A 14,320-nucleotide genomic window follows, 5' to 3' on the forward strand; every position below is an offset into this window, starting at 1 on the left:
TGGGCGTTTCACTTAGTCGCTTTAAGCGGACCACGATACTGAAGAACCATTAAGGTCTACTCAACCAAGGGCTTAAAAGCAATGACCGTGACGGAATAAGGATCAAGCGACAAGCTGGCCGCTCCCGCTTCATACTGGATTGGATCGATTTGAGCCAGAGCAGGATTCGTATCGGCTGCGCCCGTTCCCTTCAATACCCATGTTTCGATATCGGCGCTATTTGTATAGTTTTGCACGTTCAGTTGGACCGGTACCGGATCGGCGTTCGAGTTAATGAAAAAAACGGATAACTCCCTGCTTGACGGCGAATAGCTGGCAAAGGCGGAAATATCCGTCGCCCCGGTCGCCGATACCATCTGATCTCTTAGAAACTTGTTCCACACTTGAATCGCCTTACCCATAGGCAGCAGATTGCCATTCTCATCGATAGCTGATCTTTCATCCCGCGGATTGTTGTTGAGTCCTTTGCGAGTGACCCAGAAATGGACGTAATCGACTTTGTCATACTGCAATATTTTACCGATCTTCGTAGCGAATAACGCGGCTCGGCTCATATTGTTAGGCATTTGGGCACCCGAAGAATACGTGCTTGTCTCCGTTATCGAAATCTGAATCTGACTCCTGTCTTCCGGCTTGAAATACGTATTGATATGGTTAACGATCGTATTCAGCGGACTGACATTGGCGCTCCCATACAAATGAACAATAACGAAATCAGCTTTGGATGACACAGCAGGCATCACCGTACTATTCCATGTGAAGGAATCATAGACAGGTACGCCTACATGAATTGTGGGGTCGACTGCCTTCATTGCCGTGGCGAACTCATTGAACACATCGGCGTACTCCTGAGGACTCCATATGTAGCCGGATTGTGACGAATAGAACGGTTCATTTCCGATTTCCCAATATTTAACACCCCATCCGTTAATGACATTAGCATAACGGACCCATTCCACTGCAGCCTCCTTTAACTGCTCCTTCGTCTTGAACCAATCCGCATCCGTCGCTTTCATCGCATCAAGACCGACAATAACGAATGGCTGTACGCCGGTTTCATTCACAACGCCCATGAACTCATTGAAATCCTGAGTCTCTTTGTACGTTCCATCCGGATTAATCAGCGCTTTCTCGGCATTAGTCAAAGGACGCTCGGTCGAATAATAGTACGATAGCTGCGGTTGAAGCACACTGTTGGCTGTTGTCGGATAAGGTGATCCTGTCCACAGGTATCTGTCGCTGGCTTCGCCTTCCCCGAATCGAACCGTCCCCGCACCGAGCGCTTGCAGCGATTGGGAAAGTGTTTGTTGCCGGTTCGGATGATACAAGTCGGAGTCGAACAAATGGTTGGATACGACACCGATAGGCGAATGGCTTACATCGTTGAGTACGGAATACACGTTAACCGTAACGTTCTGATTCGACGGGGGACCCGAACTGTTCTCGTCCGGAATTGCCGTCACTTTCACGTTGTCAATGCCGATAGCCCCCCTCCCTGCCGATATGGAAATAAACCGTAGCGATGCGACACTGCTTGCTTCTGCGACTTGAAACCCTTCGTAATCGACGGTTCCGAGGAGTATAGTGCCCGTCTGATCATAGGTATAGCCCTTCACCTTCTTCTGGGCAAAATCAACCTCCAGCTTAATCTTGTACCAGTCCCCATCTACATAGAAGCTTGCGGGCATCATATTGGTGGAGACGTTTTGGCCAGCTTCGTTTTTTTGCAGCATTTTGTACACATAGCCGTTAGCGGCCGTACTGTTCTGAACCTGGGTAATGTTTTCGTTCTGGTCGCTAAGCAGCGTCGCGCCGAAATAGTCATGCTTGTAGCTCGGATCCGCGTCCGCTGTCGTCTTCATATCGAATTCAAGATAAGCAAAGCCGCCTTTGAGCTTCGGAAAATTGACTTTGGCATAAGCGGAGCTCGTACCCGAGTCGGTGATAAGGATATATTTATTACTCGGGTTTGACGGATGCGGTTCAAGCGTGACGGTGGTCGTTGCCGGTGCGCTGAACTGCCACCATATGGGCTGTGTTGATGAGGCCGGCATCTCGCTTCTGCTTGCATAAGCATCGAAATTATCTTCATAGACGAGCTCTTCAGTCCCTCCTGTCGCTTCAACCGAAGCTTGATAATGCACGAACACCGCACTTAGCATTACAAAAACAAGCATTACCTTCACAAAGGATTTCTTGACTACACTGGTTGATGGATACACCATAATCCTCCTTTATTCATGGAATAAACGGGAAGAATGTCCCGCATTTGAAACCCCTTTCACTTTTAATGTAAACACAAAGCTGTGACATGTACATAGACGATAAACAAAAAAATATGGAGAATTAATTGATCCTGCATTGGGATTTTTTCTAATCAGATATAAGCAAACGTCATAGCTGTACACACGCCATAAATTTAAACATTAATCCATAAATATTAAAAATACGTCCATTTACTCTAAGAAATCTAAACATATAATGGGGATATGCTTTTAATTAATTATCCATTCATTATTTGGTATTGTGAAAATGAAGGAAAAGAGGGATAGGATATGACAGCTGAAGCAGCCCATTATCAGCTGCTCGTTTGCGGAGCAACCTTTGCCGGACTAGGCGCAGCATTAGCTGCTAAACTACCCGTCATTGTAGTGGAAAGATCGGCAGGTGTCGGACAGGAGTTTATCGAGACATTTAATCCAGGCAGCTTCGAAGCTATGGATGATCTTCGGTTTAGTCCATTGGAACAATCGCTGCATGCAGAGCTGATTGAAAGGAATTTGATGGAGCCCGAGGGAGGCCCCGTCCATTTGCCAGGCGTTCATTCCGTGCTGTGCAAACGCGTTCAAGACGCCGGCTTGAAGGTGCTTTTTTTAACCGAGATTATTGAAGTAACCGCTACCGGGGAAGGCTTCGAGGTGACACTATACAACGTCTCCGGCTTTCAAACGATACGGGTGGACCGTATTCTAGATACGACCAGCCGCCGATTTTCGCAGCCCGACCCATCTTATGCGACGGTTAACCGTAAAATCATAAGAGCGCATTTGTCAGCCGGGATATCCGGTAACGAAACCGCACCAATCGTTCAGCCGTTAGATGAACAGGCACAAATCCTCCCAGGCAGATTTCCTTCAGAACGCATCCTGGCACTTGCCGTGGATGCCCGTGCAGATTGGCCGGCCGCCCGGCACAGCTTGCAGGAATATTGGCGGGCACGTCCTGCCAGTCTTGCCTTTTGGACGATTGCAGCCGTTGCCAGTACATTCGGCCTGCAGGTTCCGCAAGGACCGATAGAGCTTGCAGTGCAGTGGATATGGCTTCCATCGGAATCCAGCCCTCACCCATTGCAATCGTTCCGCCAAGGCTACCGGTTTCTTCAGCTTCAGTCGGAGGAGGTCGTTAACGATGGATATCGCAAGAATATATAACGGACAGGCTGTACGTAAGCCATTTACCGGACAGACCGACTTCCAATTTGACTGCATAGTAGTAGGATTGGGAACAGCAGGTGCTGTAGCCGCTATCGCCGCAGCGCAAAAAGGATTGCGGGTGCTAGGAATCGAGAAACTAACCTGCATGGGCGGTACGGGTACAGCGGGGGCCGTTCTGGGCTATTACTTCGGTAATAAGGGCGGACTGTTCGAATCGATAGATGACAGGTCGTTAGCTTTGGAAAAGCAGCATATCTATACACCCTCCCGAGGCATTAACGCCGAGGCCAAAAAGTATGTGCTTGAACAAGAAGCATTGGAAGCCGGAGCCGTTCTTCGCTATGATAGTACAGTGACCGGCGTGCTGCTTGAGGGGATGACGCTGCGGGGCATTGAGTGGTTCTCTCCGGAAGGCAGGTTCACGGCAGGATGCTCTGTTCTCATTGATGCGACCGGCGATGCAGATGTATGCGCAATGGCCGGCTGCGAGCTTCGGGGCGGTCGTGATTTTGACAGCCAGGCTCAGCCCTACTCGAATGTTTATGTCTATTTGGATCAAGGCAAGGTCAACTTCCGATATACCGATTCAGGTTATGTAGATCCGAGAGATGCTGCCAGCATATCAGAGGCTGTAGTTTCATCGGCTACCCTGCATACACACTTAAGACCAATCTATGAGGAAGACAACCGGATGCTGCGGATTGCCCCCTTACTCGGGATCAGAGAAGGCCGATTTATAGATGGAGAAGAAACCGTAACGCTGGAGAACTTCCTGAATCAACGTTATTCAAGTGAGCCTGTGTTTTTTGCATACTCGAATGCGGATAACCATAGTAAAGACCTTGCTTTCGAAAGTGAGTTCCAACAGCGCTGGACCGTTGCCTCCAGCATGTGGGGCTACAATTTTACCGTTCCGATTCCACTAGGAGCGCTAATTCCTGAAGGCTATGACGGACTGCTAGTTGCAGGGCGCTGCCTGTCCGTTGATCATGATATGGCCGCATGCGTGCGAATGAAGCGCGATATGCAGAAATGTGGAGAAGCCGCTGCCAATGCTGCGTATTTATCAATACGTTTGCAGCTTCCTTTGAGGGACATCCCCTACTCCGAATTAGCTGCTGCGTTACACGAAACCGGCTGCTTGTCAGCAAAGGATGAGATTCGATTCAAGGAAACGTTATCCGTTCATGACGAAACCAATCCTATTGTTCATTGGCTGACGAATCCCGAACAAATAAAGCGTGGTTTAGCCGGGAATAAGCCGGGTCTTGCGATATGGTCCTCCTTCCTGTTAAGAGACAGCATTCGAGCACAGCTCACGAAATGGAGTACTTCAATGGAGAATGAGCATCTTCGCAAGCATGCCGCCTTTGCATTGGCCTTGCTTGGGGATGAAGCTGCCTCTCCAGTCCTTAGAGAGATTGTGCGGGAGAAGGATCCGTTTGTACCGAAAACGAGCCGTAAATACAATCAAGTTAGGGGCTATACGGCGATCTTCCTGCTTGGCTTGTTGGCAGATCGTGAGATTGTGCCGGATTTGACTTCAATTCTGATGGATGAGCCCGGACAATGGACGTATGAGGATGAGAATAAAGAGTTTCTGGCGGATAGCTATGAGCTTTATTTCCAGTATGTTTCCTTCTCGATTATGGCATTAGCAAGAATTGGTGACTCCCATCCGGACTGCCGCCAAGAGATTATGGAAGGCTTTCATACCTTGCTTGGCCGGAGCAGCTTGAAATTATCCGTTACTTTCAAAGGCAGTACAGACATTAAATGTGATATGAACGATAAAATCCGCAAAGTCATTAAGGAGACGCTGCAGAGATGGAATGCGAAAGTTAGTTGAGATGCAAAAACGAAGCCCGGCGTCTTAAATGCAGACAAGTAGACATAAGCCCCGCTTCACGATTTGTGAAGCGGGGTTTGCTAATGTCGACATACATACAGTTGTTGTTTCTCTAAATTTGATGGCCGGCTTACAGTAACTGTGATGCAATGAATGCACGCTGCACGATAGAAACTTTTTAAAGACAGCTTTACTTTTTAAGCTCAGTCTGTTCCTTATTGTAAATAGCTGTCGCCTGCTCAATCCATAGGCCTCCACCCTCGGCCAAGTACTTTTTCTTGAAATCGTCGTACATTTTATCCAGATTACCGCCTTTTGAAACTATGGCAGCGGTCCTGAACTCAATTTCCAAATCATCAAGCACTTTCTTCTTCTCTTTCTCGATCTCCGGCACTCCGAAAATATAAGCATCCGGAATAGGGCTATTAACCGATAGTTCGATCGCTTTGCGAGTCTGCTCGTTCATGAGCTGGATTTCCATTCCATCCAAACGCTGACTGATCCCGTTATACGCAAATCCCCCAACGTTCCTTAATTGAACGGCATCATCAAAAGGTTTAATCCATTCAAATTTTCCGTCCTTCCTAGTGTATTGCTGCCCTTCGACACCCGCCCACGTCAGCCGGTCGCCATCTTCACTTATCAAGAAATCAAGTACTTTCATTGCTGATTCCGGATCCTTGGATTTGCTGGATATGTGTGTCCATGGCCCCCGGTCCTCACGTACAAATCGAGTATTGCCCCCTATGCCAGCAGGTCCTTTAACGATTGTATATACAAATGTCGGCTTGGGGTTCTCTATATACCGGGTCAGCCAGTTTTGCGTCGTTCCGGGAGGATTAAACTGAAAGGCTCCCATCTTGCCATTCCAGAGCTTTTCGAATTCTTGCAAATTAGGCACCGTTGCGAAATCAGGTTCGATCAAGCCCTCGTTGTACATCAGATTGATGTGCTTGACGGCATCCAAATACCCCGGGGCGAGCATCCAAGGCGTCACCTTGCCGTTTATCATCACTCCGGTTTTCATGGGTACACCATATGCGGAGAATAGATGATCGAATGTTTGGTCGGCCGAGATAATTAAGCCAAGCGGGATCGTATCCTTCTTCCCATTCCCGTCCGGGTCTTTGTTGGCAAACGCCCGAAGCACATTATCGTACTCATCCAAAGTCGTCGGCACCCTGAGTCCCAGCTTGTCGAGCCAATCCTTCCGGAGTGCAAGACCATTGCCCAGTACATAAGCGTTGGGGATAGCATACGTCTTCCCGTCGATGTAACCAGCCCCCTTCAGATACTTCCCTTTATTGTCCATGACATTCTTTCCGTTCTTCGCGAGGAGATCGTCAAGCGGGAGAATCACTTTGTTATCGACCAGCTCCTTAATTTTGGCCTTCGAAGCACTACGGAAAATATCCGGCGGACTTCCTGAAGCGATCATAGTGTTAAGCTTATTTTCGTAATCTGGGGAATCCACCGCAATAACTTGAACGTTCACACCGGTCCGTTTGCGGATTTCTTGAATGACCAGATTATCCTCCGGGAAGTTAGTCGACTTGCTCATCAGTACCGTAATGATTGATGGCTCCTTCTGCCCCGCTGTCTGATTCTGTCCATTTCCGCTGCAAGCGCTTAACAAAACGGCTGCGCCAAGCCCCAAGCTTAACCCCTGTATATAATATCGCTTCATTTCCTTCCCCCCATTCGTATTCATCCTTTAACGGAGCCGATCATAACACCCTTTACGTAATACTTTTGCAGAAACGGATACAAAAGCAGCATGGGCAACACGGATGAGATAATCGTAGCCATCTTCACCGACTCCTCTGTCACCATCCCGATATTTGTCGCAAAATTCTCCGAGCCCTGCACCTGCTGCAGAGAGCTCCCGTTCAGCATCGTTCGCAAAAACACCTGTAAAACTTGCTCTTTTTGCGAGTTAATATAGAGAATGGCATCAAAATATGAATTCCAATGGACAACGCCGTAAAAAAGAGCTATTGCCGCGATCACAGGCATGGATACTGGCAAGATGACGGAAAACAACACGCGTATAGGCGAAGCCCCGTCCATGTTTGCCGATTCCTCCAGCTCGGGAGGAATACTCTGAAAGTAGTTTTTCAATATGAGCAAGTTCCATGCACTGATTGCAGTCGGTATTATTAGAGCCCAAATTGAATCGAGCAAGCCCAATTCTTTTACAAGCAAATAGGTAGGAATCATTCCTCCGCTAAACAACATTGTGAAGAAAATCATCAATGTGATGACATGACGTCCAATAAAGCGTTTAAGAGATAACGGATAGGCCAGCATCGCCGTTAATAACAAATTAATAAGAGTACCTAACACCAGTCTGACGATGGAGTTCCAATAAGCGACGAAAATCCCTTTGCTTCCGAACAAAATCTCAAAGGATGCACCGGAAAAACCGCGAGGAACAATAAAAATCCCTCCGCCCATGGCAAGTTTGGGGTCGCTCAACGAATACATGAGCACGTGCCAGAACGGGTATAGCGTACAGAGTGAAATGAGTAATAGCAGTACGTTAACAAGGAAGCTCCCGAATCTCTCGCCAAATGTTTCTTTCATATGTACCCTCCTTCATTGTCAGATCAATCCGCTGTCGCGGTCGATTTTTTTGGCGATGTAGTTGGTGGCTAGAACCAGAATCAGCCCGATAATCGACTTAAACACCCCAGTAGCCGTAGAAAGATCATACTTGGCTTCCTCGAAGGCCAGCTTATATACAAAGGTATCCAGGATTTCAGCCACTTCGTATACCTGCGGATTGTAAAGCGCATAAACTTGATCGAGTCCAGCGCTTAAGATCTGTCCGACGCGGAGGATTAACAAGATAACAATAGTAGTACGCAGACCTGGCAGCGTGATATGCCATATTTGTCTAAGCTTTCTTGCACCATCGACCTTGGCCGCTTCGTATAACTGGGGATCGATTGCCGTAATCGTCGCCAAGTAAAGCACGGTGCCGAAGCCCGCTTCCTTCCAAATATTCGATACAACGAGCAATCCCCGGAAATACTCCTTGCTGCTCAAAAAGTTAATGACAGCGCCTTCATAACCGAACAACGAAGCTATCTCCCGAATCACTCCTGTGGATGGTGAAAAAAAGGCATACAAGATGCCCGCAATGACAACCCAAGAAACAAAATGCGGCAGATAGATAACAGTCTGGACAAAACGCTTATACAATACGTTTTTTACCTCATTCAGGATAAGGGCTAAAATAATCGGTGCCGGAAATGCAAAAATGAGCTGATAGGCGCTGATAACTATCGTATTCTTAAGTGCTCGGGTAAACCCGCTCATAGCGAAGAGCTTTGTGAAATTATCCAACCCTACCCAAGGGCTGCCGGAGAAGCCCTGGTACAGGTTGTATTTTTTAAAGGCGATCAGGATTCCATACAAAGGAACGTAATGAAACACGATGAAGAATAAAATGCCCGGCACGGCCATCAAGTAAATCAATTTGTCCTTTCTTAGCATCGATAGTGTGTGTCTAATAGTTCCTCACCGCCTCATTATGATTACACATGAACGAAAATACTTTCCTCGTCGACGGATACGTTATATTTCTCCACGGTGACGTCATATACTTTGGTCCTCGTCTTGGGTTCCACCATCATCTGACCCGTTTTGATATCGAATTCCCAGAAGTGCCAAGGACAACGTACTATCTCTCCCTCCCGCTCGAAGCAAAAATCCCCAGGCTGACTCGACGTGATGAATGAAGTGGTAATCCCTGAGCAAAGCGCTGCACTTTGATGGGGACAAAGGTTCCGGATTGCATAAAACGCTCCGTTAATATTGTACACTCCGATGCTGCGTCCCCCCGCCTCGACGATTTTCTTGGATCCTGGTGGAATCTCCGTCACCGCACCAACTAAATAGCGACTCATGCCAAAGCCTCCTTTTGATCGGATTCCCTTGGCGGTAAATGGTACAGATCAGCCGCATTCTGATAAAAGATACGTTCTCTCATCTTTGCAGGCAGTTTTGGAAACGCATGCATTGGGGAATCGAAATCCCAGTGAGGGTAGTCGCTGGCGAACAACAAATTCGTCTCCGCCGAAATGGCTTCCATCAACGGATGGAACATTTCCATTTTCTCAGGTAGCTCGATCGGCTGCGAAGTAACACGGAAATGCTTGCGATAATATTCACTAGGTGGTGTCTTTACCCAAGGGGTTTGATGGCGAAGCGCCTTCCAATCCTGATCCAGCCTCCAAATTAAGGGAGCAATCCATAGCATCCCGGCTTCCATCATCACCACCTTTAATGTGGGAAACTTCTCGAACACCCCCTCGAAAATAAAGCTGGCCATGTGAGCCATCATAATCTGAGCCCGTGCGGCTCGGTATTCGATATAGCTAGTGACATGCCCTGCACCGGTCGGCGGATTGTTAATGCCGATACCCTCCATACTGACATGGATCGTAAATGGCAGGTTATGACGTACACACGCCTCATAAATGGGGTGATAGAACTTTTGGCCGTATGGTTTTTGGGCACCGTTCGAGACGATAACCTGAACGATATCGGGATGATCGCCAATTCGGTCGATTTCCTTTGCCGCAAGGACCGGATCCTGCTTCGGAATCAGAATCGAGCCTTTCAGACGCTTCTCCCGGGATAAGTAGCGCTCGATATAATAGTCGTTGTGGGCTGAGCATACCGCAGCAGCAAAATCGATATCTGTCGCTGCGTGGACCTCATATCCGCCGCCTGTTAATATCCCGTACTCCAGATTGTAACGGTCCAAATGATTTGTACGCAGATGATTAAGATAACTGTCCTCCGTTCCGTCATTCACATGCACCTCGTCTTGCATGGAACCATTCGTGCCGCCGTTAAGGAACATGCCTCCTTGCGTAGGCAGACGCCAGCCGAATGTGGAAACCTGCTCCCGATAAATTCTCGGCATATAGTCGAGCATCCCGTCTCTCGGGGCGCTTGCATGGATATCCGTGTCTATAATGGTTCGTTTCTTCGTGCTCATAAGGTTCACCGCTCCCTATTGTTTAATCCTACCGGGCCGGATCATGCATGAATCCGTTTTGCGCGCGCTTAACCTGTGATCTTGATCACATCTTCATCATACACTCACAAACTTTAAATAGAAATGCACGGATTTTATATATTTTCTGTACTTTTTTTAAAGTTTTCTATCCAGCTAAGACAATCGCTATGTTAGACTTGAATAAGGAGGTGGAGCCGTTGTTTACTCCCGTTTACGAATTAAACCAGTATGTATATGCCGGTCCCCAGCCGGGGTTTATTAAACCGGAGGAGGTCTACAAGCAGCACGTCATCCTCGGTATGGAAGCCGGCTCCTTTGAGTACGGCGTAGGCAAACATTCCGGTAAGGCTTCCTTCGGAGATTTGCTCTTCGTGCCCCCTGGCGTTCTTTTTAAACGAAAATCGTTTGGAGAAATTACGTTTCACCTGCTCACCTTCAGTCTGATGTTTGAGCCCGATCCTGTCTTCGATTCGCTTCCTGTCGGCAAAGTAACGATCGGCGATGTAAATCGGCTCTCCTCTACTTACTCTTATCTAAGAAAGACATGGACTGAGCACGGACTTCAATCGAGCACGACTAAGCTTGCCAATCATATGCTGATGGATTTATTGCATTTGGGGGATATGGAGCAGCAATATATACGGAAACGTAAAAGAAAAACGGATCCGCAAATGCAGCAGGCTGCGGGGTACATTCACAGAAATTTATTCGATGGCCTGAATTTGCATCATATAGCGGAAAGGCTTGGAATTCAGCCGTCGGAATTGACCAGACGATTTCGGCTGGAATACGGTACATCACCTATGGATTACGCCACGCATTTAAAGCTGCAAGAGGTCAAAAAGCTTCTGCTTGAAACGAACTATACCTTAGATGCCATCGCTTCGATGTGCGGTTACGAAAACGGCTCGTACCTTAGCCGAGTCTTTCGATCCAAAATGGGGATGAACGCATCGGAATTTCGTAAAAACAACCAAATTTAGACGTCTGTTGAAATAAAAACGTACCCTCAGGTCATTTCGACCCAAGAGTACGCATCAATCACTCCCCAGTGACGTAGAGCGGCTCCTTGATAGGTTTATAAGAAATAAAACTCTGACTTGTCTTTGCCTCGCAAGTTGTATCTGCGATAATGCTGATAATGCGCGTTGTAGAGCTGTCCGTTTTTGGATGGCGAATACGTGAGGAACAGCTGTTTACGGCTGTGATCGGACAGGTTCGGGCCAGACTGGTGCGGTGTGAAGGAGTGGAACAAAATCATGTCTCCCGGATGCGTCACGACGATCTCCCCTTTGGCCGCATCGATCTCGGCGATCTCCTCTGCGTTCATGTTGCGCAGCTCTCCTGGCGTTGAACGGAGCCGGTCATGATAGCCTGGAAACAATTCCAGACCGCCGTTCTCCGAAGTCGCTCCATCAATGGCAACCATCACGGAGATCAACCCTTCGATCGGGAAGCCCTGCCACCAAGCGGCATCTTGATGCATAGTGTAACCGTTTGCACCTGGCAGCTTGAAAATCAGCTTATCCTTAAACAGCAACGGCTCATCTAAATAAATGTCGCGCAGCGGGGCCAAAATCCGTTCGTCGCGGACCAGGTCTGCGAACACCGGCGAAATGTCGTGTACGGGATCTAGGCGTTCAATTTTCACTTCGCCATTGGCATACGATTTGTGGCCTGCGCGGATATTGCTTTCCTCCGTATATTGCTCTAATGTCAGCAACCTGTCGCACTCCACCTGCAGTACCTTGGCATCCTGCTCGGTCAAAGCTCCCCTGATCACCAGGTATCCTTGCTCGTTGTACGTCTGAATGTCCTCGAAGCTCAAAATATTTAGAGATTGTTTCATGGAATTCCCCTCTCATTCACTTTTTTGCCATTCTTCTGGAGTGATCACTTCCTTAGAATCAATATTACAAAAGAAGTTGCATCGGTTCCATGCATTGGATTATTATTTTATATATACTTTTTTTCGCATAAAGGTCTTTGTAATGGAGGGGTTCCTAATGTCCATCTCATTAGAGCTCATGAGGTATTATTTCAGTCTGGAGAGAGACCAGTTTACGCTCGACGAGGATTGCTATGAAGGGTGGGTATTGCTTGCCGTACAACAGGGAACCTTTGAATTTCATGTGGAGGATGTGTCGGGAGATTGGGAAACTGCAGGCTTTGGTGACGTAATCTTGTGTCCTCCCGGAAAAAGACTGCGGCGGAAAGCGCTCGAACGTATTACGTTTCACTTCGCAGAATGGCGTTTGCCAGAGGGCAGCACACTTCCTACCGGTAAGCTGCACATCCACGATCTGGCCCGCCTGAGCTCCACCTTCGCATATTTACGCGAATGGCATGAGCAGCGTACCGACAAAGACGTTGCTGATGCACAGCATCTTGTAAGCGATCTCGTCTACATTGCTCGCCGCGAGCGTCTAAACTCAGAGCATCGCGTTGCTTCCAAATCCGATCTGCTCATGAGGGAGGCGGCTACCCACATCGAACGGCACGCCGGGCTTGGTGAGATATCACTACAAATACTGGCGGAGCAGCTTGGCTTGAGCGGGCCGCAGCTGACGAGACGCTTTCAAGCCGCCTACGGAATTTCACCCGTGCGGTATGCTACCGCCTTGCGCTTAACGAAGGCACGCCGACTGCTTGTGGAAACGGAGGATACGCTCGAGGCCGTTGCCGAGCTATGCGGCTACCAGAATGCGTTTTATTTTAGCCGTGTATTTACTCAGCACATGAAGATGAGCCCTTCTGTATATCGTAAGAAGTACCAGATATGATGAGGACTGCTGGAGCTAGGCAAATAGTTTACGGTTTAATTCGGCGGCTATACGGCAAAAAAGGACTGTAGAGGGCAGTTACACCTTCAATCAGTCCCCTAGCTATCTTTATTGATGCTGCCTAACGATTCTCGTCTTTGATATAGATATCACCATCTTTAAGGAGCATCTTTGTTTTTGCATTAGTTTTATATATGTCGTAAGCTATTTCATCCGAACTGAAATTGTAGTCCGGTAGTTCTTTCTTCAAAGCATATGAACCGTCTTTCGTAATTATCTTATCAGGGTGCTTAGAGTCCTCTAACAAAACATCAGGCAGCCTCTCGGAAGAGTCCCCTAAAGTTTGACTCTTAGTTGTAGTAGTACCAACTTGAACGTTAGTTGTAATAGCTTCAGTAAGAACAGCAGCACCGATTGCTAAAACAGCTGCCCCCCAAATAATTGTTTTATTAGCTACCAATTAAAATCCTCCTTTCTTTTAGTTATAATTTCTTTGTGAGTTTGGATGAAGTAAACGAATCACCAGACAAGTAATAGATGCAGACTATGGAATAGGTTAACCAGTGAGTTAGCCAATTACATTAAAGATGCCTTCCGATATGTCCATATCTTGTCCGCCTTATTTGTCGCCGTGACCAAAGTTTTACTCTCGAACCATTACAGCGTAGAACTAATCGGTCTGCACGCGGAAAACTTACGACCCCTCGTGGCCGACTATCAGCATTGCTCATGACCATGGCCTCAAGCCGCCACTACAATTGCTTCGACAAAATATGAACTACGTTTTCCAGATGTTTAATCCAGTCCGCGTCCCCATCCCACAACTCATAAAGCTCCCGTTCTCCACCTTTGTTTTCCAGCACCTGCTGAACCAACTGCTTCAACTCAAGCAGATCCTCTGTTTCCCAAGCAATCTCCATCAAACCGCTTAATTTTTCGTATTTCGTCTTGCCGTTTTCGATATAGTCGCATACGATTTCTGCCAGAGCAATGGCCGTATTATCGTACAGGAAATCCTCTTCATCCGGATCCTCCGAGAGAAACCCCAACTCTCTGTAATGTGACAGCAGGTCCTTCAACTTAATAGATTTGGAGTCTGCCGCATATTTTATTAGCGCGTCAAGCACATCCAACCCTTCGTCGCTTTCCAGCGCCATTTTCCCCCAAGCTCCCATTGCTTTCCACGTCCTTCTCTTATTGTTAATCCCTACATCTTACC

At 47.6% G+C, this 14,320-nt stretch carries 13 protein-coding genes; 4 read left to right on the forward strand and 9 right to left on the reverse strand.

The genetic code is table 11. The features are described from left to right. Positions 1–56: 56 nt before the first annotated feature. Positions 57–2,225 (reverse strand): hypothetical protein, encoded by a 2,169-nt coding sequence (locus DVH26_RS21280; protein WP_239625106.1) that lies wholly within the window; start codon positions 2,223–2,225, stop codon positions 57–59. 330 nt (positions 2,226–2,555) lie between these two features. Between DVH26_RS21280 and DVH26_RS21285 the strand changes: the two genes are divergently transcribed. Together DVH26_RS21285 and DVH26_RS21290 are read left to right on the forward strand one after the other, a co-directional pair. Further along, a complete protein-coding gene (locus DVH26_RS21285) occupies positions 2,556–3,431 on the forward strand; it encodes a hypothetical protein (RefSeq protein WP_239625108.1) in 876 nt (291 codons plus the stop codon). Then, positions 3,409–5,283 carry an FAD-dependent oxidoreductase gene (locus DVH26_RS21290; RefSeq protein WP_239625110.1) on the forward strand — a complete coding sequence of 625 codons (1,875 nt, stop codon included), beginning with the start codon at positions 3,409–3,411 and terminating at the stop codon, positions 5,281–5,283. Before DVH26_RS21285 ends, DVH26_RS21290 begins: the two co-directional genes overlap by 23 nt. Before the next feature lie 190 nt (positions 5,284–5,473). Here DVH26_RS21290 and DVH26_RS21295 read toward each other — a convergent pair whose 3' ends face one another. The 5 genes from DVH26_RS21295 to DVH26_RS21315 are packed head-to-tail and all read right to left on the reverse strand — an operon-like array spanning position 5,474 to position 10,297. Then, positions 5,474–6,970 (reverse strand): extracellular solute-binding protein, encoded by a 1,497-nt coding sequence (locus DVH26_RS21295; RefSeq protein ID WP_239625112.1) that lies wholly within the window; start codon positions 6,968–6,970, stop codon positions 5,474–5,476. 20 nt (positions 6,971–6,990) lie between these two features. Further along, on the reverse strand, positions 6,991–7,869 hold the full coding sequence (locus DVH26_RS21300; RefSeq protein WP_239625114.1) for a carbohydrate ABC transporter permease: 879 nt from the start codon (positions 7,867–7,869) through the stop codon (positions 6,991–6,993). 18 nt (positions 7,870–7,887) lie between these two features. Beyond that, on the reverse strand, positions 7,888–8,766 hold the full coding sequence (locus tag DVH26_RS21305) for an ABC transporter permease (protein WP_239625116.1): 879 nt from the start codon (positions 8,764–8,766) through the stop codon (positions 7,888–7,890). A 59-nt stretch (positions 8,767–8,825) separates the two neighbouring features. Continuing rightward, the gene (locus DVH26_RS21310; protein ID WP_239625118.1) at positions 8,826–9,197 is read right to left on the reverse strand and encodes a Rieske (2Fe-2S) protein; all 372 of its coding nucleotides are present in this window, start codon (positions 9,195–9,197) and stop codon (positions 8,826–8,828) included. After that, the gene (locus tag DVH26_RS21315; RefSeq protein WP_239625120.1) at positions 9,194–10,297 is read right to left on the reverse strand and encodes an amidohydrolase family protein; all 1,104 of its coding nucleotides are present in this window, start codon (positions 10,295–10,297) and stop codon (positions 9,194–9,196) included. Before DVH26_RS21315 ends, DVH26_RS21310 begins: the two co-directional genes overlap by 4 nt. A gap of 218 nt (positions 10,298–10,515) precedes the next feature. On the opposite strand from DVH26_RS21315, the gene DVH26_RS21320 reads away from it, so the two are divergent. Continuing rightward, complete coding sequence (locus DVH26_RS21320; RefSeq protein ID WP_239625121.1) at positions 10,516–11,301, forward strand: helix-turn-helix domain-containing protein; 786 nt, start codon at positions 10,516–10,518, stop codon at positions 11,299–11,301. Positions 11,302–11,396: 95 nt separating this feature from the next. Here DVH26_RS21320 and DVH26_RS21325 read toward each other — a convergent pair whose 3' ends face one another. Continuing rightward, positions 11,397–12,167 carry a phytanoyl-CoA dioxygenase family protein gene (locus DVH26_RS21325; RefSeq protein WP_239625122.1) on the reverse strand — a complete coding sequence of 257 codons (771 nt, stop codon included), beginning with the start codon at positions 12,165–12,167 and terminating at the stop codon, positions 11,397–11,399. Positions 12,168–12,324: 157 nt separating this feature from the next. On the opposite strand from DVH26_RS21325, the gene DVH26_RS21330 reads away from it, so the two are divergent. Next, the gene (locus DVH26_RS21330; protein WP_239625124.1) at positions 12,325–13,101 is read left to right on the forward strand and encodes a helix-turn-helix domain-containing protein; all 777 of its coding nucleotides are present in this window, start codon (positions 12,325–12,327) and stop codon (positions 13,099–13,101) included. Positions 13,102–13,222: 121 nt separating this feature from the next. Here the strand turns inward: DVH26_RS21330 and DVH26_RS21335 are convergent, their stop codons facing one another. Together DVH26_RS21335 and DVH26_RS21340 are read right to left on the reverse strand one after the other, a co-directional pair. Continuing rightward, complete coding sequence (locus tag DVH26_RS21335; RefSeq protein ID WP_239625126.1) at positions 13,223–13,561, reverse strand: hypothetical protein; 339 nt, start codon at positions 13,559–13,561, stop codon at positions 13,223–13,225. Positions 13,562–13,853: 292 nt separating this feature from the next. After that, positions 13,854–14,258, reverse strand: a complete 405-nt coding sequence (locus tag DVH26_RS21340) for a DUF4259 domain-containing protein (RefSeq protein ID WP_239625128.1) — start codon at positions 14,256–14,258, stop codon at positions 13,854–13,856. Between the last annotated feature and the right edge of the window lie 62 nt (positions 14,259–14,320).

This window comes from Paenibacillus sp. H1-7, assembly GCF_022354825.1.
Lineage (GTDB): Bacteria > Bacillota > Bacilli > Paenibacillales > NBRC-103111 > Paenibacillus_S.

Excerpts from the sequence above, each read along its gene's own strand:
- DVH26_RS21295 (WP_239625112.1), bottom strand. The coding sequence starts at position 6,970 with ATGAAGCGATATTATATACAGGGGTTAAGCTTGGGGCTTGGCGCAGCC.
- DVH26_RS21310 (WP_239625118.1), bottom strand. The coding sequence starts at position 9,197 with ATGAGTCGCTATTTAGTTGGTGCGGTGACGGAGATTCCACCAGGATCC.
- DVH26_RS21315 (WP_239625120.1), bottom strand. The coding sequence starts at position 10,297 with ATGAGCACGAAGAAACGAACCATTATAGACACGGATATCCATGCAAGC.
- DVH26_RS21330 (WP_239625124.1), top strand. The coding sequence starts at position 12,325 with ATGTCCATCTCATTAGAGCTCATGAGGTATTATTTCAGTCTGGAGAGA.
- DVH26_RS21340 (WP_239625128.1), bottom strand. The coding sequence starts at position 14,258 with ATGGCGCTGGAAAGCGACGAAGGGTTGGATGTGCTTGACGCGCTAATA.
- DVH26_RS21290 (WP_239625110.1), top strand. The coding sequence starts at position 3,409 with ATGGATATCGCAAGAATATATAACGGACAGGCTGTACGTAAGCCATTT.
- DVH26_RS21325 (WP_239625122.1), bottom strand. The coding sequence starts at position 12,167 with ATGAAACAATCTCTAAATATTTTGAGCTTCGAGGACATTCAGACGTAC.
- DVH26_RS21280 (WP_239625106.1), bottom strand. The coding sequence starts at position 2,225 with ATGGTGTATCCATCAACCAGTGTAGTCAAGAAATCCTTTGTGAAGGTA.
- DVH26_RS21285 (WP_239625108.1), top strand. The coding sequence starts at position 2,556 with ATGACAGCTGAAGCAGCCCATTATCAGCTGCTCGTTTGCGGAGCAACC.
- DVH26_RS21300 (WP_239625114.1), bottom strand. The coding sequence starts at position 7,869 with ATGAAAGAAACATTTGGCGAGAGATTCGGGAGCTTCCTTGTTAACGTA.